Origin of the sequence: Bernardetia sp. MNP-M8 (assembly GCF_037126285.1) — a bacterium.
GTDB lineage: Bacteria > Bacteroidota > Bacteroidia > Cytophagales > Bernardetiaceae > Bernardetia.
The window spans coordinates 4,073,433-4,091,611 of record NZ_CP147012.1 but is presented as its reverse complement, the minus strand read 5'-3'; the positions used below and the strand labels follow the sequence as shown (position 1 = coordinate 4,091,611).

The 18,179-nt window shown below is 29.9% G+C and carries 20 protein-coding genes; 12 read left to right on the top strand and 8 right to left on the bottom strand.

Translation table 11 applies throughout. The annotated features are described in order from the left end of the window. Positions 1-124: 124 nt before the first annotated feature. From V9L04_RS16625 to V9L04_RS16615, 3 genes are read right to left on the bottom strand one after another with little or no spacing between them, the layout of a single operon-like run. A complete protein-coding gene (locus tag V9L04_RS16625; protein ID WP_338790989.1) occupies positions 125-1,351 on the bottom strand; it encodes an NAD(P)/FAD-dependent oxidoreductase in 1,227 nt (408 codons plus the stop codon). A gap of 25 nt (positions 1,352-1,376) precedes the next feature. After that, entirely contained in the window at positions 1,377-1,826 is a 450-nt protein-coding gene (locus tag V9L04_RS16620) for a type II toxin-antitoxin system VapC family toxin (protein ID WP_338790988.1), read from the bottom strand. 2 nt (positions 1,827-1,828) lie between these two features. Then, the gene (locus V9L04_RS16615; protein WP_338790987.1) at positions 1,829-2,101 is read right to left on the bottom strand and encodes a hypothetical protein; all 273 of its coding nucleotides are present in this window, start codon (positions 2,099-2,101) and stop codon (positions 1,829-1,831) included. Positions 2,102-2,238: 137 nt separating this feature from the next. On the opposite strand from V9L04_RS16615, the gene V9L04_RS16610 reads away from it, so the two are divergent. The 7 genes from V9L04_RS16610 to V9L04_RS16580 all read left to right on the top strand — a co-directional run bounded on the left by V9L04_RS16610 (position 2,239) and on the right by V9L04_RS16580 (position 8,610). Next, a complete protein-coding gene (locus V9L04_RS16610; RefSeq protein WP_338790986.1) occupies positions 2,239-2,817 on the top strand; it encodes a Crp/Fnr family transcriptional regulator in 579 nt (192 codons plus the stop codon). A 114-nt stretch (positions 2,818-2,931) separates the two neighbouring features. Beyond that, complete coding sequence (locus V9L04_RS16605) at positions 2,932-3,660, top strand: SDR family NAD(P)-dependent oxidoreductase (RefSeq protein WP_338790985.1); 729 nt, start codon at positions 2,932-2,934, stop codon at positions 3,658-3,660. A gap of 120 nt (positions 3,661-3,780) precedes the next feature. After that, complete coding sequence (locus V9L04_RS16600; protein ID WP_338790984.1) at positions 3,781-5,319, top strand: AAA family ATPase; 1,539 nt, start codon at positions 3,781-3,783, stop codon at positions 5,317-5,319. 105 nt (positions 5,320-5,424) lie between these two features. Continuing rightward, positions 5,425-6,006, top strand: coding sequence for a hypothetical protein (locus tag V9L04_RS16595; protein WP_338790983.1), 582 nt, complete (start codon positions 5,425-5,427; stop codon positions 6,004-6,006). A gap of 112 nt (positions 6,007-6,118) precedes the next feature. After that, positions 6,119-6,592, top strand: coding sequence for a MarR family transcriptional regulator (locus tag V9L04_RS16590; protein ID WP_338790982.1), 474 nt, complete (start codon positions 6,119-6,121; stop codon positions 6,590-6,592). A 171-nt stretch (positions 6,593-6,763) separates the two neighbouring features. Continuing rightward, on the top strand, positions 6,764-7,321 hold the full coding sequence (gene rimM / locus V9L04_RS16585; protein WP_338790981.1) for a ribosome maturation factor RimM: 558 nt from the start codon (positions 6,764-6,766) through the stop codon (positions 7,319-7,321). An 80-nt stretch (positions 7,322-7,401) separates the two neighbouring features. Further along, positions 7,402-8,610: an esterase-like activity of phytase family protein gene (locus V9L04_RS16580; protein WP_338790980.1), complete on the top strand. Its 1,209-nt coding sequence runs from the start codon at positions 7,402-7,404 to the stop codon at positions 8,608-8,610. A gap of 13 nt (positions 8,611-8,623) precedes the next feature. Here V9L04_RS16580 and V9L04_RS16575 read toward each other — a convergent pair whose 3' ends face one another. Beyond that, complete coding sequence (locus V9L04_RS16575) at positions 8,624-10,240, bottom strand: hypothetical protein (RefSeq protein WP_338790979.1); 1,617 nt, start codon at positions 10,238-10,240, stop codon at positions 8,624-8,626. A gap of 292 nt (positions 10,241-10,532) precedes the next feature. Between V9L04_RS16575 and V9L04_RS16570 the strand changes: the two genes are divergently transcribed. The 5 genes from V9L04_RS16570 to V9L04_RS16550 all read left to right on the top strand — a co-directional run bounded on the left by V9L04_RS16570 (position 10,533) and on the right by V9L04_RS16550 (position 14,470). Further along, positions 10,533-11,366, top strand: a complete 834-nt coding sequence (locus V9L04_RS16570; protein ID WP_338790978.1) for a hypothetical protein — start codon at positions 10,533-10,535, stop codon at positions 11,364-11,366. A 145-nt stretch (positions 11,367-11,511) separates the two neighbouring features. After that, positions 11,512-11,898 (top strand): ester cyclase, encoded by a 387-nt coding sequence (locus V9L04_RS16565; RefSeq protein WP_338790977.1) that lies wholly within the window; start codon positions 11,512-11,514, stop codon positions 11,896-11,898. A gap of 86 nt (positions 11,899-11,984) precedes the next feature. Then, on the top strand, positions 11,985-12,854 hold the full coding sequence (locus V9L04_RS16560; protein WP_338790976.1) for a helix-turn-helix domain-containing protein: 870 nt from the start codon (positions 11,985-11,987) through the stop codon (positions 12,852-12,854). 209 nt (positions 12,855-13,063) lie between these two features. Further along, positions 13,064-13,840: a nuclear transport factor 2 family protein gene (locus V9L04_RS16555; RefSeq protein WP_338790975.1), complete on the top strand. Its 777-nt coding sequence runs from the start codon at positions 13,064-13,066 to the stop codon at positions 13,838-13,840. Between the two features lie 27 nt (positions 13,841-13,867). Beyond that, a complete protein-coding gene (locus V9L04_RS16550) occupies positions 13,868-14,470 on the top strand; it encodes an NAD(P)H-dependent oxidoreductase (protein WP_338790974.1) in 603 nt (200 codons plus the stop codon). Between the two features lie 116 nt (positions 14,471-14,586). On the opposite strand, the gene V9L04_RS16545 is transcribed toward V9L04_RS16550, so the two are convergent. From V9L04_RS16545 to purQ, 4 genes are all read right to left on the bottom strand, one after another. Then, positions 14,587-15,399, bottom strand: a complete 813-nt coding sequence (locus V9L04_RS16545) for a CRISPR-associated endoribonuclease Cas6 (protein ID WP_338790973.1) — start codon at positions 15,397-15,399, stop codon at positions 14,587-14,589. A 265-nt stretch (positions 15,400-15,664) separates the two neighbouring features. Continuing rightward, positions 15,665-16,855, bottom strand: a complete 1,191-nt coding sequence (locus V9L04_RS16540) for a methylmalonyl-CoA mutase family protein (protein WP_338790972.1) — start codon at positions 16,853-16,855, stop codon at positions 15,665-15,667. Between the two features lie 59 nt (positions 16,856-16,914). Continuing rightward, positions 16,915-17,361: an SRPBCC domain-containing protein gene (locus tag V9L04_RS16535; RefSeq protein WP_338790971.1), complete on the bottom strand. Its 447-nt coding sequence runs from the start codon at positions 17,359-17,361 to the stop codon at positions 16,915-16,917. Positions 17,362-17,371: 10 nt separating this feature from the next. Beyond that, positions 17,372-18,067: a phosphoribosylformylglycinamidine synthase subunit PurQ gene (gene purQ, locus V9L04_RS16530; protein ID WP_338790970.1), complete on the bottom strand. Its 696-nt coding sequence runs from the start codon at positions 18,065-18,067 to the stop codon at positions 17,372-17,374. Positions 18,068-18,179 lie beyond the last annotated feature (112 nt).

The following is an 18,179-nucleotide window of genomic DNA, read 5'->3' as shown; positions in this document are numbered from 1 at the left end:
GAGTTTAAAAAATGTATTTCTGCATACTTTACTCAATCTAAAGAGTAAGGCATATATTTTTGTTTAACTTTTATTACAAAAAATAACAAGTTGCATAGATATTCTTTCAACATCCATAATTTAATTAAATGTTTTGTGCTGCAATCCAAGCTGTTGTCCATGCAGCTTGGAAATTGAATCCTCCTGTAATGGCATCAATATCTAAGACTTCGCCAGTAAAATATAAATTAGGCAAAACTTTACTTTCCATTGTCTTAAAATCAACTTCTGATAAAGCAATTCCTCCACAAGTTACGAATTCATCTTTATAAGTGCTTTTTCCAGTTACATGAAATATTCCTTGTGTGAGTTCGTTTGAAAGGTTTTGTAATTGATTATTTGAAAGGGATGCCCAGTTCGTAGTGAGGTCTATTTGTGCAGCTTCGACGAGTTTTTTCCAAAGCCGATTCGGAATTTCAAAGGGCGAAATTGTTCCAATTTGTTTTTTACGCCATTCTTCTCGGTGTGCTTTCAAAGTTTTGAGCGTGTTTTTTGGTGTATCTTCTATCCAATTTACACCCATTTCAAATTTATAATTTTTGTTGGCTAGTTCTCTCGCTCCCCACGCAGAAAGACGCAAAACAGCAGGCGCAGAAAGTCCCCAATGCGTAACCAAAACAGCACCATTTTCAGTAGCAAGTTTTGTATCTTTTGCCCAAACTGTCCCATTACTTACCGAAACTCCTGCCAAATCTTTCAAACGAGCATCATTTTTAACGTCCATTGTAAAAAGCGACGGAACAGGATTTGAAATAGAATGTCCCAAATTTGTAAGCATTTTCCAAGATTTTGGTTGACTTCCAGTTGCTATAATAAGTGCATCGGCTTCTAAATTAGCTTTGTTTTTTATCTGAATTTGCCATTTTTGATTAACTGAATCAGTTGGAGGAATTAATTTTTCAACGGCACATCCTCTTTGAATATCAATATTTAGTTTTTTAGTTTCTCTCAAAAAACAATCAATAATCGTTTGAGAATCATCTGAAACAGGAAACATACGTCCGTCTGCTTCCGTTTTGGTTTTTACACCTCTTTTTTTGAGCCATTCTATCATATCTTGAGGTTGAAATTGATAAAATGCGCCTAAAAGTTCTTTTTCTCCTCGTGGATAATTTTTAGTCAGTTCTTCAGGCTCAAAACAAGAATGCGTAACATTACAACGCCCACCACCCGAAATCTTTACTTTTTTGAGTAACGTATTGGTTTGTTCTAAAATAGAAACATTATAGTTTGGATTTTTTTCTTTTAAATTAATGGCTGCAAAAAATCCACCTGCACCACCACCAATAATTATGACTCTTTTATTTTTCATTTTATGCTTTTTATCCTTCCAAAAGCTATCGATATTTTTTTATATCTATTTCTTCTAGTTTTAAATAACTTTTATCTAAATGTCTAAAATCATTATCTGTAGTCAATAAAGTTAATTCATAAAAACTACTTGTGGCAGCAATCCACAAGTCATTTTTACCCATATTTCTAGCTGAAAATTTGGTTTTCTGTAGTTTACCTTGACTGTAAGCATCTATTTCTGCATATCTTTCTATGATTTCCTTTATATTTATATCTATTACAGGAAGATTTGAAAGCAACCTTTCTAAAATTTTCATTTTCGAACTTCCATACCCTTGCTTCTTAGCAATCGCTTTTATTTCACCTAAAGTAACAACTGAAATAGCTAAATTATTCAAAGGATTGAAAAGGTTATATTCGTTTTCTATCTCTTGAGAAAATTCAGAATTTCTAGTATAAATTAGTAAAATATTTGTGTCTAGTAAGTAATTCATTTTTAAGCAGATAATAAATTCAATAATTCATCTATTGGCTCATTTCCCAAAGGTTCGGCTTGTTTTCTGAATGCTTGATAAGAAATAGGTTTATAATTTTGTTCTTCTAAAATCTGTTCAAAGCTAATATTTTCTCGGATAGGACGCACTCCTTCCATAAACTTAGGTGCAGAATAAGATTTGAGTTGAGCATTAACTTTATTTAAAAATTCAAAATCTCTTACCAACATAATCATTTTGATTGTGTCATATTTTAATTCCTCTAATTTTTTCATAATTATTTTTTTTTAATTTGGTACTTACTTTTCAAGATAAATAGTATCTATGTAGCACAAAATATTCACAAATTTACGAAATCTCATTCAGAAAAATATTTTTTACTTTGCCTTTGCAATCTACTAAAGTCATAATGATGAAAAAACCTATATCTTTCACTCAATTTTTGTGTTCCATTGTCAATTTTTCTGAAACAGAATTAGAACTTTTTACATCTTTATTTGAAAAAGAGAAGATGAGTAACAAACATTTTTTTGCCAAAAAAGGAGAATACAGTAAACAAGTTGCCTTTGTAGAAACAGGTATTTTGAGAGCTTTTTATAGCAATGAAAAAGGCGAAGAATACAACAAAACTTTTTTTACATCTAATCAATTTGTTGGAGCTTATTCTTCCTTGGTTAGTCAAAAACAAAACTCAATTGATATTCAATGTCTGACAGATTGTGTACTATGGGTTGCTAGTTTTGAAAGTGTTATAAGACTTTATGATGATTATCACAAAATAGAACGTTTGTCTCGCCTTTTAGCAGAACAGTTTTTTGTAAATAAAGAAAAAAGAGAAATTGAATTGGTAACTCTTGAAGCAAAACAACGTTATCAGATTTTTTTGGAAGAACATAAAGGATTAGAAAATCAAATTGCTCAATATCATATTGCTTCTTATTTGGGAATCACACCTACGCAATTAAGTCGTATTAGATCAAGAAAAGAGTAATTTATCAGACTTGACAGCTTGTTTATTTACATAGGTAAATGATTTTGATAAAAGTAAAGTAGAAATTTGTGGTATTAGTTTAAATAAATATTAATCATTTTTTTCTCCTTTATTATGAAATTAGAATCGAACAAAATACTTATCACAGGTGCAACAGCAGGAATTGGCGAAGCTCTACTTTATCAATTTCTTGATTATGACAATCAAATTATTGCAGTTGGTAGAAATAAAGAAAAACTAAAAGCTCTTGCTCAAAAAGACAAAAGAATAATTCCTTTCTGTGCAGATATTTCAAAGGAAGATGACATTGAAAATCTCATTTTATTTATTGAGCAGGAACATAAAGATTTGAATATTTTAATTAATAATGCTGGTATTCAATATAATTATCATTTTTTGGAAGAAAAACACATTATTCCAAAACTAGAAAATGAAATAAATGTAAACCTTTTAGCTCCTCTAAAACTTATTTCTTTGCTTTTACCGATTTTAGAAATCAATCAAAATGCAGCTATTGTTAATGTTTCTTCAGGTTTGGGTTTAATTCCTAAAATGACAGCTCCTGTTTATTGTGCTACAAAGGCAGCCATTCATATTTTTTCGAAATCTTTACGTTACCAACTTCAAAACACAAAAGTTTTTGAAATTATTCCTCCTTTGGTAGATACAGAAATGACAAAAGGTAGAGGAACAGGCAAAATTACGCCTCAGCAATTAGCAAAAGAATTTATAAAAACCTTCAAAAAAGATAAATTTGAAGTCGAAATCGGAAAAGTAAAATTATTAAAAATCATCAATAGAATTAGTCCATTTTTGGCTGATAGAATAATGAGAGGGAAATAATCATGTATAAATAAAATTCTCAAAACCTTATTCCTAAATAAAAAGTTAGCCTGTTTTATTTCAAAATACTATTATATCGCCGTTGTTGGTGTCTCACCAACGACAAAAAAACCACTCTCAATGCAACGCAAAGAACGAATCAAAAACTTACTTTCTGCTCTCAATAAAAATCTTTACGAACGACAAGAACCCATACAATTAGCTTTACTGACAGCCGTTGCAGGCGAGAGTTTGTTTATGCTTGGCGCACCAGGGGTAGCCAAAAGTTTGATTGCACGTAAGCTAAAATTTGCCTTTACAGCAGGACAATCTTTTGAGTATTTAATGAACCGTTTTAGTACGCCTGATGAGGTTTTTGGTCCTGTTTCTATCAAAAAGTTAAAAGATGAGGATAAATATGAACGCTTGACAGACAAGTATTTACCAGGGGCAACAGTTGTTTTTTTAGATGAAATTTGGAAGGCAAGTCCTTCTATTCAGAATGCACTTTTGACCGTTTTGAATGAGAAAATTTATAGAAATGGAGAAGAAGAAGTAAAAGTAGAACTAAAAGGACTTATTGCAGCATCAAACGAACTTCCACCCAAAAATGAAGGTTTAGAAGCTCTTTGGGATAGATTTTTGGTGCGTTATCTAATTTCTGAAATAAAAGAAAGTGGTAATTTTCTGCAAATGCTGACTTCTTCAGATAATGTTTATGAAGATACAGTTTCTGATGAACTTAAGATTACAGCAGAAGAAAATGAGCTTTGGAGCAAAGAAATTGATGAAATAGAACTGCCAACAGAAGTTTTGAATACTATTCAGCTTGTCAAAAAACAACTTGATGATACCGATAATCAGATTGGAAATGTATATTTTGTTTCGGATAGAAGATGGAAAAAAGTAATTCGCCTTCTCAAAACGTGTGCTTTTTTAAATGGACGCAAAAAAGTCAATCTAATGGATTGTTTCTTAATTACGCATTGTGTTTGGAATCAACCTGAGCAGTTGGATAAAGTGCGTCATTTGGTTTCAGAAGTGATACGCAAACATGGTTATTCTATTTCGCTAAATCTGACTGGATTGAGACAAGAAATAAAAGAATTAGAAACCGAAATTGAAAAGGAAACAAAAGTAAAACACATCACAACACGAGAAGAACTCTATCCAGTCGAACAAGAATTCTATCAAGTAATGAATTTGGAAACGTCAATGGATGGAAAATACATCAAACGAGCTGATTTTGATAGATTGACACAAGAAGAAAGTACAATAAATGTCTATGATGACGCTTTTAAATTGACCTATAAAGTAAAAGCAAAAAAACCACCTGTACAGCATCAAATTCATTTATTCCATAATGCTCAACTTTTAGCCTTGGGTTTACGCACGCATAAGGTAGAAAAAGATGAAATTATTTACAGAAAACCTCATCAGCTTATAGAAAAATATTGGAATGAAAAACTAGAGGAACTTTTGGCTTATGTAAATGAAAATTTAGCAAAACTAGATACTGAAAAACCAAAAGAATGGTACGAATTAGACCAAAATTTGTTTGTAGATGCTCGTCTTGCCCCCATCGTAAAAGCAAACTTAAATGATTCTATCAATCAACTCAATGATATTCAATTAAAACTAGAAAAACTGAAATATTATTATAAGAATTTGAAGGAATAGGTTTGGAAGTCTAGTAAAAAAACTATTTTTGTCAGAAATCTCTTTCTTATTGAAAAATGAGGAAGAGATTTTTGCTTTTAGTAGTTATTTCAAAAATATATTCTGATGAAAATCTATAAAATCACGTTCCTTTTACTTCTAATTTTTATCGCTTTCAATTCTTGTAATAAAAAAAGTCATTTTTATAAAAAAGATAAAGATTCAGAATTCAAGTATGAATATACTTTTTCATTTGACCATAAAGACGACACAAGTAGAGTAAAAATAGAAAGGAAAGACGCTATAAAAAGTAAAATAAATGGTGTTGTTTCAAATAAAAATGGGCAGGGAGAATTTTATGTGTTACAGATAATAAATTTAGACGGCAATTTTGAAACAATAATAGATGTAGAATTAAATGGAGGTTTTGAAATGGAAATTCCTAAAGGTAAATATAAAGCAAATATAGAAAGTTATTATTCAGAACGTTTAGATTTTAAATTTGAAATAGAAAAAAACCAAGAACTTATTTTTGACATTTATCTCAAATTAAAACCAGAACTCATCATCTATCAAATCAATTCAAAAACTCCTCTTTCTAAGAGAAAAATTGAAGAAATAAAAAAATGCACAAAACAAAACAGAAGCAAAGAAGGAGGTGAGCCTTGTCGGGAAAAGGGCAAATATACTATTTCCATACAAATCTAATTCAATTAAGAAACAATATTCAAACATAACCTATTAAAAAGTAGTTGTAGGTACAATAATTGAGAAGTCAGTTAATCATCATAAAATAATCATTTACTTTTTCAACTAATTAATGAAAATCGAAGAGGCATTAAAAACAAACAAATTCAAATCTGACCAACATAAAGCGATGTTAAATATTATGTTTACGGCAAGTTGGTTGCGTGGTAAAGTAGTAGGCAAGCTAAAATGTTATGGAATTTCGCAAGAACAGTATAATGTACTTCGAATTTTGCGTGGTTCACACCCTACTCCATTATGTGCAAAAGATATTACTGACCGAATGATTGATAAAAATTCGAATACGACACGTATTATGGATAAATTAATTACAAAAGAATATATCAATAAATGGCGAGGAGAAGTAGATAGAAGAGAAGTAAATATTTCTATTACAGAATCAGGTTTGGAACTTTTGAAACAGATAGACAATGAAGAACCTATAGACAAACCTAATTACCTTAATCTTTCAGATGCAGAAGCAGGACTTTTGAGTGCACTTTTAGACAAACTCAGAGAAGAAGATTCAGTTAACAGTCATCAATAAATGAAATAAAGTTAGAATTTAGATTTCAGAAGTTAGAATCAATGGATTTGATAATGTGAATATAAATTTTTCGTTTATTAATAAATGAAGTCGTATTTTTGTCAATCATTTTTACTAAAGTAGTGTATTTACATACTTCTAAAATCTACCTTCTAAATTCTAAATTTGTATATGAATAAAGACAACTGTTTCGAACTCGGTTCACTCATCAAACCTCACGGACTCAAAGGCGATATTCAAGCCTTTTGGGATACTGATAATATTGATTTATATCTTGACATTGAATCTATCTTGGTCGAACAAAAAGGACAATTAGTTCCTTTTTTTGTAGAAAATCTGCGTCCACAAGTCGGGCAAAAAGTGCTTATCAAATTAGAAGGAGTAGATAGTGTCGAACAAGCTGAAGAGTTTAGAAAACTAAAACTATTCTTGCCTGATGAGTTTGTTCCAAAATTAGAAGAGGATGAATTTTTCTATCACGAAATTATCGGTTTTATGGTTTCTGATACAGAAAAAGGGGAAATTGGCAAAATAGAGACAATTTACAATCTTCCTCAAAATGATTTATTAGTCATTAACTTTAAAGAAAAAGAAGTATTGATTCCTCTAAAAAAAGAATTGATAAAAGAATTTGATAGAGAAAACAAATCTATTTTGATGCAACTTCCAGAAGGTTTGCTAGATGTTTATTTGAGTGATGATAATGAGGAAGAGGAAAAAGAAGATTAAATAAACATGAGTCTTTTCTAAAATTATAAAAACTGCCGTTGTTGGTGTTTTAGCGACAGCGACACCAACAACAAATAACTATGAAGACAATTGAACCTCAAAAAACAAATCTTTTAAGTTTGTATGTTTTAGCTTTTTGTATTGCTTTTCTATTTATAAATTGCCAAAGTCAAAAGCCTACATCTACCCAAACAGAACAAAAAGATCCTTTTGCACTTCGTTTTATTGGAGAAAAAATTATTCCTTTTGAAGAAAAATTTGGAGAAAATAAACAAAAAATGACTGTTGGTGGACTTTCAGCAATTGATTACGACAATTCAACAGATAGTTATTATTTACTTTCTGATGATTTATTTGATGAGAATGGACTTTTGCGTTTTTATACAGCCAAATTGAATTATACAAAAGATAGCTTTGAAGAACTAAAAATATATTCTGTAAACTTTCTCAAACAAGAAAACGGAAAATTTTATCCTAAAAAAAATGAAGGTACAAAAATAGCTGACCCAGAAAGCATTTGTTTTTCTAGTAAATCAAGTACACTTTTTTGGAGTAGTGAAGGCGATAGAGAGCGAAATATAGTTCCTTTTATTGCCGAAATGGATACAAATGGCAATCAAATTAGAAAATTTAAACTACCCAAGCATTTTATAGACACCACTCAAAATAAAGGTTGGTATCACAATGCAGCCATCGAATCTATGACTTTTTCGGATAATGAAAACAAAATTTGGTTTCTCTCCGAAACTGCTTTACAACAAGATGGCGAAATGACAAAAAACACAGAAGGTATATTTCCAATTCGTTTGATAGGTTTAGACAGAAAAACCTCAAATTTTGAGCAGGAATTTGTTTATTTGGCTGAACCTGTTGCTAAAGAACCAATTCCACAAACAGCCTACGGACTCAATGGAATTGTAGAAATTTTAGAATGGAAAACAGATAAAAATAATACACAATTTTTAGTTTTAGAACGTTCTTATTCTCAAGGTTATCAAGCAGATGGAGGAACTGTTGTAAAATTATTTTTGGTAGAAACAAAGAATGCAACTGATTCTAAAGATATAGAAAGTCTCAAAAACCTGATTCCAAATAAAGATTATATTCCTCTAAAGAAAACACTAATTTCCGATTTATCAAAAATGAACCTCAATCATGTAGATAATATTGAAGGAATGACATTAGGAAAAATGCTTGCAAATGGCAATAAAACAATCGTTTTTGTATCAGATAATAATTTTAGCCCTAAGCAGAAGACACAGTTTTTAGTATTTGAGATTTTGGAATAGAGCAAAAAGAATTTTAAAAAACAATCAATTTCCAAACTTCAATTTCTTCTGTTTTCCAAACCGATTGCCATTCTACAAGTTTGTTTTGATGTTCGCTAAAATAAAGCATAAGCATATCTGTTTGTGATTTACTAGTTTTGGAAGGCAAGATAAAATATAAATTCGAAGAATTGAGAGTATTATTTTGATTCAGATTTTCTTCATTTTTTAGATGTTGAATCGGAATTACTAAATTATTTTGAAGTTGTTCTTTATCAAATTTTGAGGTAACTGAAGTAGAAAAAGGAAGCGATGTTTTATCATTTAAGTGTGCATTCCAGTCAATATATGTTTTTTGGTCGGAAAAATAACTCTTATAAATATTTTCCAAAACGGCTTTTGCTTCTACATAATTTTTGCGAGTAGCCAGACTTTCCGAAATATAAATTGCCAAACTTCCACTAAGTTCAATCACAATCAGAATAATTATTCCTATGAAAATAATTTTTTGATGAATTTTGAAAGAAACAATATCTTTAAATCTGTTTGCACCAATTAAAGGTAAAAGCCCTCCATAGGCACATAGAGCTAATAAAAATCCATTTTCTGTATCTAAACTAATATATTCTGTCCACACCCAAATCAGAAAAATAACCACCCAATAGGTTATCAAACGATAGCGAGAAAGATTATAATTTGCTAAAAACAAAAACCAAAAAATAAGTAACGCAATTTGTAAAATTACATATCGTAACTCTAAAATTGGATTACCTTCAACAGGAACAACAGAATCATAGTGCAACAAAAATTCAGTAATTTCTTGAATAGCTTCTTCTGAAAAATGGTGATTTGTTGTTTTATTTTCCCAACTCAATTCTCCAAAGCCTCTAAAACCACTTAACCACAAACGAAAATCATTTTTTGTCCAATTTACTTCTATCAAATGTTCATCTAAAAGCCATTGAGGAACATTTTTTTCTATTTTTTCTGCTGAAAAATGAATAACTTCATTTTGTTCAATTTGACTTTGAATCAAATCCCAAACTAAAGCCAACATAACTAGTGAAACCAAAATCACAACTTGAGGCAACTGATTTTTGAAATTTTCCTTTTTAAGATACCAAAGTGAAAATGGAATACTTGCAGCCATTGCCCACCCAAATCCTTTGACAGACCAAAAAAGTCCAACCAAACAGAGCAATGTTCCAACAAAACTATTAATATAAAAAGACGTATTTTTTTTATAATTAATTACTAAGAGACTTACTCCTGAAAGCACACAAATAGTTGCCACAACATGCCTATCTAACCATAAAAGCATAGGAATAAAAGCGACAAAAAAGACCAAAATATAAAGAACCAACACTCTAATTTTTTGATTAAAATCAGAAATAGATGTAAAAAATTGAGCAAAAACAGCCGAGAAACTAAAACCTAAACTAACTATCAAAAACCAAGAAAAAAAAGTAAAAACAGAATTGTCTTTACTGACTTGATGAGAAAAATGATATAAGAAGTTTAAAGTAGGTTCGCTATAAGAAGCCCAAAAAACAAAATATACAAGCAATAATAAAATGCTATGAAGAAGTAAACTAAAAACCCAAATTAAAAAAGGGTTTCTTAAAGTAGTAATAAAGGCAGTATTTTTCAAACTCTTAAGTCTATTAAAAAATGTAAGTACTAAGTACCAAAAGTACACAAAAAATCTATCTAGGCGCATTTTTTAACAAATTTATTCTTAAAATTCATTTTGTATTATTTTCATTATCCACAAAAAAACATAATAAACTCTTTGTATTTAGTTTCTGTATTTAGTCTTAATAAAAGTATAGTTACCTTTGCAGCCCTATAATCTACTTTAGTTTATTTCTTAGTGTAAAACACATTCAAATAAATTAAAGCACACTTAAAAAACTATTACTTAATATTATTACTTACAAAAAATGAAAGCTATACTTTTAGTTGTTTTCTTTACGCTTATTTCCTATTTATGCTCTGCTCAAACTGTTACACCTCCAATTCCTAAACAAATTTCTAAAGGAAGATTGTATTTTTATTGGGGATATAATAGAGGTTGGTACACCAAATCAGATATTCATTTTAAAGGTAAAAACTATGATTTTACCTTAAAAGACGTAATTGCTAAAGATAGACAATCCAAATTTGCAGTTGATCCCTATTTCAAGCTAAACAAAATTACGATTCCTCAATACAACTTTCGTATAGGATATTATCTGACAGAAAACTGGGATGTTTCATTTGGAATAGATCACATGAAATATGTAATGCAACAAAATCAGATTGTGGATATCAATGGTTACATTCACGATACTTCATCAAATTATGATGCTGATTATTTTCATAATGATATAAAATTGAAAGATGATTTTTTACAATTTGAACACACAGATGGTCTAAATTATGTAAATGTTGAAATAAGGCATTCTAGTTTACTTTTTGATTTTAATAAAATCAAAATTAGTCTTAATAAAGGTCTAGGAGTTGGCTTTTTATACCCAAGAACAAATACAACTTTATTAGGACAACAGCGACACGATGATTTTCATGTAGCAGGATATGGAATTGGTGGTGTGATAGGTGCTAGAGTTGCTTTTTTTAATAAATTCTTTATTCAATCTGAATTTAAAGGAGGATATATCAATTTACCAGATGTAGAAACAACTTATTCAAAATCTGATAAAGCTGAGCAAACATTCTTTTTTTCTCAACTCAATATTGTTTTTGGAGGAATTATAAATCTGCGTAAAAAACAATAACAAAAAAACATCTTGATAAATACAAAATACCTTCAATTTTCAACACAGATATTGAAGGTGTTTTTTTACGCCTTTTTTCCTGTTTTAGCTTATTTTTAAGATATTGTAGTCATCTTGATTTATAAATAATTTAAAAATTACGCCCATGAACCTGCAAAAAAATAAAGAAAATGCAATCGCATTCTATAAAACTGCTTATGAAGGAAACCCTAAAAAAGCAATAGAAACATATATTGGAAAAGAATATATTCAACACAATCCAGATGTTGCTGATGGAACACAAGGGTTTATTGATTATTTTGAAAGGATGCAAATTGAATATCCTGATAAATCCATTGAATTTGTTAGATGTATTGCTGAGGGAGATTTAGTTGCTTTACATACTCATCAGACTTGGCTAGAAAAAGACGTTCAAAATGAGTATATAACAATGGACTTTTTTAGATTTGATAAAAATGGCAAAATATGCGAACATTGGGATGCTATCCAAAAAATTCCTGAAAAGTCAGCTAATCCGAATACGATGTATTAATAAAAAATATTCAAGTATAGATAATTGTGAAAGTATTGTTTATACTTGAACATTTAAAAATTAATCATATCCAAAAATACAATATAGTGAAAAAAGATATTCAGAAATATAATTTTAAAGAGGGACTACCACAAGAACTTGAAGTAGTAGAAATGAATCAACTTTTTAAATCTGATGGTGAAAAACTGACATCTACTCATAGAACAGAGTTTTATCAAATATTGTGGTTTCAAAAAGGAACACCAACACATTTAGTTGACTTTAATCCTATAAAAATAGAACCTCATACTATTGTTTTTTTGAATAAAAATATGGTACAACGTTTTGATAATAAAGATGATTCTGATGGAAAAGGAATTTTGTTTACAGATGTTTTTTTCTGCAAAACAGAAATAGATACAACATTTTTAAGAAGTACTATCTTATTTAATGATTTATTTTCTATTCCTACCATTCATATTCCCCATATGGAATCTATATTCGCTACTTTTTTTGAACAGATGCAAGCAGAATCAAACAACCCAAATGATGAGTATCAAGCTGATATTCTTCGGAATTATTTACGTAATTTATTACTAATTTCTGAACGAGAAAGGCAAAAACAAGGATTTACCAAAGTCAAAACAGGATTAGATTTAGATTATATAATGCTTTTCAAAAATCTATTAGAAGAAAAGTTTCAAGAAGAAAAATTGGTAAATTATTATGCTACTCAGATAAATATTACACAAAAAAGACTCAATCAAGCTACCTCAAAAACATTAGGTAAAACACCTAAGCAAATTATTGATGAAAAAATTATGCTAGAAGCCAAACGACTTTTAGCACATACCAACGAAAGTGTAAAAGAGATAGGATTTACATTAGGCTTTGAAGAATCTACTAATTTTATCAAGTATTTTCGTAAACATGCTGATACTACTCCCATCGAATTTAGAGAGTTTTTCAATCCTTAATTTCTAGTTGGAACAAAAGTATCATCTAAAGGACTTTCTGTATCATTATTTTTTTGTTGAATAGCCTCAACTTTGTATTGTCAATTTAAAACTCAAATCTCAATACAATGAAAAAGTTATTATCAATCACATCTTTAATTTTAACCCTTGGATTATTATCTTGTAACTCACAAAATAGTATTACTTCACAAACTAAAAAAGCAGAAAATATGAACACTACAGAAATTTCAAATAAGAAAAAAGCTGTTGCTTTATTAAAAAGTATCGAAACAGGAGCACAAGAACCTGTTAGTTACATCAATCCAAATAAATATATTCAACACAATTTGAGTATTGCTGACGGACTAGCAGGTTTTGGAGCTTTATTGGCTCAACTTCCAGCTAATTCAGCAAAATTAAATACAATTCGTGCTTTTCAAGATGGAGATTTTGTATTTACTCACACAGATTATAATTTTTTTGGCCCAAAAGTAGGTTTTGATATATTCAGATTTGAAGATGATAAAATTGTAGAACATTGGGATAATTTACAAGTAAAACCTGAATCCAATAACCCAAGTGGGCATTCTATGATTGATGGTACAACAGAAATCAATGATTTAGACAAGACCAATGAAAATAAAAGGGTAGTCAAAAATTTTGTAGAAGATATTTTGGTTAATGGAAAAATGGAAAAACTAACAGGATATTTTGATGGAGATAATTATATCCAACACAATCCACAAATTGCAGACGGTCTTTCTGGTCTTGGAAAAGCATTAGAATATATGGCTTCTCAAGGAATTACAATGAAATATAACAAAGTACACCGAGTTTTGGGTGAAGGAAATTTTATTTTGGTAGTAAGTGAAGGTTCATTTGCTGATAAAGCTACTTCGTTCTATGATTTATTCAGAGTAGAAAATGGTAAAATTGCTGAACATTGGGATGTAATCGAAACGATTGCTCCAGCAGAAGAACATAAAAACACAAATGGCAAATTTTAATATTCACAACTAAATAAAAGCTAACAAATGAAATTTTTAGATGCAGCTCAAAACCGTTATGCAACAAAATTGTATGACAACAGTAAAAAAATTGATAGCAAAAAAATGGAAGAATTGAAACAAATTCTGCATTTAAGTCCTTCCTCAATTAATGGTCAGCCTTGGCAATTTACTTTTGTTCACGATACAGAAATGAAAGCCAAATTAGCAGAAGCCTCTTTTTTCAATGCAGATAGAATCAAAGATTGTGATACTCTAGTAGTCTTTAGTTCGATAGATAATATTGATTTGTTTGAGAAACAGATTACTGAACATTTAGTAGAAGGGGCTGTCAATTATTTTAATACCGTTGTAAAACCTCTAGGAGATGTTTTTGTAAAAAACTGGTTTCAAAAACAAGTTTATTTATCATTAGGAATATTTTTGGGAGCATGTGCAACAATGGAAATTGATGCAACTCCAATGGAAGGAATTGAACCTGATAAATATGATGCTCTTATTAATCCAAATGGAAATTATACTGCCTTGTTTGGTGTGGCTGTTGGTTATCGCAATCCTGAAGATTCTTTTCAGCCTATCAAAAAACCTAAAGAAAGAGTAGAGTTTGATAAAATAATAAGAAGTATATAAAATAAATTTTTCAACTAGCAAATAAACCCACCTTCAAAAATCAAAAGATTTTAAAGGTGGTTTTTTATGTAATTTTCTTTCATAGAAAAAGATGTTTATAAATTAGAAAAGCAGTTTTACTTCTTACTCTCTTCTGCTACACCATATTTTCCATAAGGTTGTGTACGTTGAGTAGGGTCGCTATGTGCAAAATCTAACATTCCAAAGCCATAATCAGTATACTCTCCTAAGCCACAATTACAAATAAAATTTTGTACTTGTGGGTGTGCATAAAGCACAAAAGGGAACGTATATCCTCTTACCTCTACTTCACTTCCTTGTCCTTCAAGTGGATAAATACGAGCAAACTTCTTTTCTTCTTGCTGTATTTTTTCTAAATAACGACGGTCAGGAACAAGCTGAAACTTATAAAATTCTGCCATTTCGGCATCGGTATAATGTCCAGACTCTTCCATACGAGTAAGTGTAGAATCATAAAGAAGATCAGAAAATTTGTCCATACTTGGTACGATAAATTCTTTTGTATCTCTATGAAAACGAGGACTAGAAACCACCAACGGAGAAATACAAATGTATTTTGTCATCTCTCGTTGCTCTGGCATGAGTTCTTGTTCTACTGCTTCAGGAGCTAATTCTAACTCTCCAATCTGTATGTGTTCTCTACTAAAAAGACTATCCAAAAGCTCATCAATCACTTCAGTACGAAGCGCAGACAAAACCAATGTAACTTTTCGGGAACAGTAATGTAAGCCTTTTCGGCTCACTCGTGTTTGACCTTTTAATCCAGAAAAATTATAAAACAAATTATCATCTACTCCAAAAGAAGTATCTGTAAGTAAATCTTTAATAAATCCTGAAAAAAGGTGCTGGTGATAGAAGGGCAAAACTGCGCCTCTATTCCGTAAATCAAATATTATTCGAACTCTCAAAATTCAACAGTTTAAAAAATGGTTGAAATAAAAAATAAGTAACTATAAAGTAAGTCTATTACGAAACAGTATATAACCCTTTTTGTTTTATAAAAATGTATATTTCAATTACTAATTTAATATTATACTACAATTATAGTTATTAAAACAAAAACTGTTTAGCAAAAATGTAATTAAACAGATATTTACAAAAAAATAATTAAACAAAGTCTTCATATAAATCTTGTGTTTACAAAAATAACACAAAATAATTAACTTCATTTATTTAATTTATCATTTCTTGAAATTTTTTCCACGCAGATGCAATTAATTTATCTGTCATTTGTTCACAATAATATGAACCTGAGATTGGATCTGCAGTTGCGTCTACAAAAGATTCTTCACGTAACATGACAGAAACATTACGAGCAATACGATTTGCCCATGCTTTAGATTTTGTATTCTCTTGATTTTGATGTGAGACTACACTCAAAGCATTTGTTCCTCCCAAAATACAAGAAAATGCTTGTGTAGTATTTCTAATTAAATTCCAATTTTCGTCTTCTAAGCTCTTTTCGTCAGTACCTTGTGAAGTAATTGAATGAATATATGGTTTAGTATCCACTTGATACAAGTCATACATTTGAATCAAAAGCCAATTCAAAGCACGTATTTTGGCAATTGTAATGAAAAAACTATCAGTTGCTTCTACTACAAATTGAATATTTTGTAAAATATTTTTGTTTGAATTTTCTACTAATTTCTTAACTTCAAAAAGAATATCAGCAATATTTTGGGCTTCATCTTTCGAATTATTCAATTGCAATGTAATAGAACGAAAAGCAGTATTTGTTTGAGAAACTGATTCTAAAAAAGTAGTAGAGAATTGATTATTTTTCTTGGATGAGTTTTGATATAAAACTCCTCCAGTCAAAAGATGTATTTCAAAACCTCTTTCCTTTACATAATCAATATATTTTTCTAAAAAACTTTGTAATTCATTTTCATTTTCTATATCTACCTGAAAACTCACAGCACAATAGGGCAAAGCCACTTCAAAAAGTAAATATTCTATTTTTTTCTTATCAATATCAGCAAGCTCTATACTTTTCAAGTCAAAACAAACTCCTTCTGCGCCACTCATCAAAACTTGGCGAACCTCTTTATTTATTTTCTCTAGCTCTTCTTTTTCTAAACTATGTAGCTTTATAAAAGGCTGATTATACCAAAAACGAGGCTGAGAAACAGGTTCATTTAAAGCTAGTTGATTATTTTGAAGAATCTGTAAATAGGATAAATCAGAATGATTCTCTTCATCTTTTGTATAATATGGCTCAATAGAAATGTCTTCTGAAAATTCCCACTCCAAATCTTGATAGGGTTTTCCCTTTAAAAACTTAGTAGCTGTCTCAAGCCATCGCTTTTTTATTGATTCTGATTTTTCTTTACTTTGATTTTCAAAATTATCTACAAACATACTTAATGATTAGTTTTTCAATGATTAGTGATTTATGAATACAAAATACTCAATTTCTCTTAATTTGCCTCTACAAACTTTTTCAAATCTTTATTCATTACCTCAAATCCTTTTCCCACCAAAGTAGGCAACATAAATTTTATAAATGGAATTATAAAACCTTTATATTCTTCTCTATGAATGAAAAGGATTTGATTTTCAGTTTTTTCTTCTATTTCAAATATATGTGTTGGTTCGAAAAGCCAACGAGCAATCATATATCCATTCCAAGCTAATGTTTTGTTTGGAGTGTTTCGACAAATTGTACCATCAAAAGTAATAGGCAAACCAGCAGGAGGAAACATTTTAGCTTCTATTTTTCCTCCTAAATTTGAATTGCCTTCTATTTTTTTGATAAAATTATTCCAAGTTGGATAATTTGGAAAGTCTAAAAGTACATTCCAAACTTTTTCTTTAGAAGCATTTATTATAATTTCTGTATAGACTTGAGGTAATTTTTCAGACATTTTAAAAGTATTAAACTTGACCAACAAGCTGCAAGATAGATTCAAAAATTACTCTTCCATCCGTATTTCCCAAAATTTCATCGGCAGCACGCTCTGGATGTGGCATCATTCCAAAAACATTTCTTTCCTTATTACAAATTCCTGCAATATTCATTGCTGAGCCATTTGGGCAGCTATCATCTGTAACTCTAGCTTCACTATCACAATAACGAAACAAAATTTGATCATTAACAATCAAACTATTCAAATCTGCATCAGAAGCATAGTAACGACCTTCTGCATGAGCAATCGGAATTTTATAGGCTTTTGCTGGGTCTGTATTTTGAGTAATCAAACTATTTTGAGAAGTAGCTTGAAGAAATATATTCTTACAGTTAAATTTTTGATTATTATTTCGAAGTAATGCACCTGGTAATAAATGAGCTTCTGTAAGAATCTGAAATCCATTGCAAATACCTAAAACATAACCACCTTTTTCGGCATGTTTTATCACTTCATTCATAATTGGTGAAAAACGAGCAATCGCACCCGAACGCAAATAATCTCCATATGAAAAACCACCTGGAACGACAATAAAATCACAGCCTTCTAAATCTGTACTTTTGTGCCAAAGTTTAACAGTTTCTTGTTTGAAAGTATCTTTAAGAACAGAATATACGTCGTGGTCGCAATTAGACCCAGGGAAAACAATAACTCCGAATTTCATAGAATAAATGGATAAAATGGTATAATTTCGTTTTTTAAACACAGAGTTCGCAAAGGAACACAGAGAACTGAAAGTCAGCGTAGCTAATTAAAAAAATAAGTAACTGAGCAAA

What these genes read in the sequence shown, in the direction of transcription:
- V9L04_RS16605 (WP_338790985.1), top strand. Translation starts at nt 2,932, where the DNA reads ATGAAATTAGAATCGAACAAAATACTTATCACAGGTGCAACAGCAGGA.
- V9L04_RS16540 (WP_338790972.1), bottom strand. Translation starts at nt 16,855, where the DNA reads ATGTTTGTAGATAATTTTGAAAATCAAAGTAAAGAAAAATCAGAATCA.
- V9L04_RS16535 (WP_338790971.1), bottom strand. Translation starts at nt 17,361, where the DNA reads ATGTCTGAAAAATTACCTCAAGTCTATACAGAAATTATAATAAATGCT.
- V9L04_RS16600 (WP_338790984.1), top strand. Translation starts at nt 3,781, where the DNA reads ATGCAACGCAAAGAACGAATCAAAAACTTACTTTCTGCTCTCAATAAA.
- V9L04_RS16610 (WP_338790986.1), top strand. Translation starts at nt 2,239, where the DNA reads ATGAAAAAACCTATATCTTTCACTCAATTTTTGTGTTCCATTGTCAAT.
- V9L04_RS16595 (WP_338790983.1), top strand. Translation starts at nt 5,425, where the DNA reads ATGAAAATCTATAAAATCACGTTCCTTTTACTTCTAATTTTTATCGCT.
- V9L04_RS16580 (WP_338790980.1), top strand. Translation starts at nt 7,402, where the DNA reads ATGAAGACAATTGAACCTCAAAAAACAAATCTTTTAAGTTTGTATGTT.
- V9L04_RS16620 (WP_338790988.1), bottom strand. Translation starts at nt 1,826, where the DNA reads ATGAATTACTTACTAGACACAAATATTTTACTAATTTATACTAGAAAT.
- V9L04_RS16615 (WP_338790987.1), bottom strand. Translation starts at nt 2,101, where the DNA reads ATGAAAAAATTAGAGGAATTAAAATATGACACAATCAAAATGATTATG.
- V9L04_RS16625 (WP_338790989.1), bottom strand. Translation starts at nt 1,351, where the DNA reads ATGAAAAATAAAAGAGTCATAATTATTGGTGGTGGTGCAGGTGGATTT.
- V9L04_RS16550 (WP_338790974.1), top strand. Translation starts at nt 13,868, where the DNA reads ATGAAATTTTTAGATGCAGCTCAAAACCGTTATGCAACAAAATTGTAT.
- V9L04_RS16555 (WP_338790975.1), top strand. Translation starts at nt 13,064, where the DNA reads ATGAACACTACAGAAATTTCAAATAAGAAAAAAGCTGTTGCTTTATTA.
- purQ (WP_338790970.1), bottom strand. Translation starts at nt 18,067, where the DNA reads ATGAAATTCGGAGTTATTGTTTTCCCTGGGTCTAATTGCGACCACGAC.
- V9L04_RS16590 (WP_338790982.1), top strand. Translation starts at nt 6,119, where the DNA reads ATGAAAATCGAAGAGGCATTAAAAACAAACAAATTCAAATCTGACCAA.
- V9L04_RS16565 (WP_338790977.1), top strand. Translation starts at nt 11,512, where the DNA reads ATGAACCTGCAAAAAAATAAAGAAAATGCAATCGCATTCTATAAAACT.
- V9L04_RS16570 (WP_338790978.1), top strand. Translation starts at nt 10,533, where the DNA reads ATGAAAGCTATACTTTTAGTTGTTTTCTTTACGCTTATTTCCTATTTA.
- rimM (WP_338790981.1), top strand. Translation starts at nt 6,764, where the DNA reads ATGAATAAAGACAACTGTTTCGAACTCGGTTCACTCATCAAACCTCAC.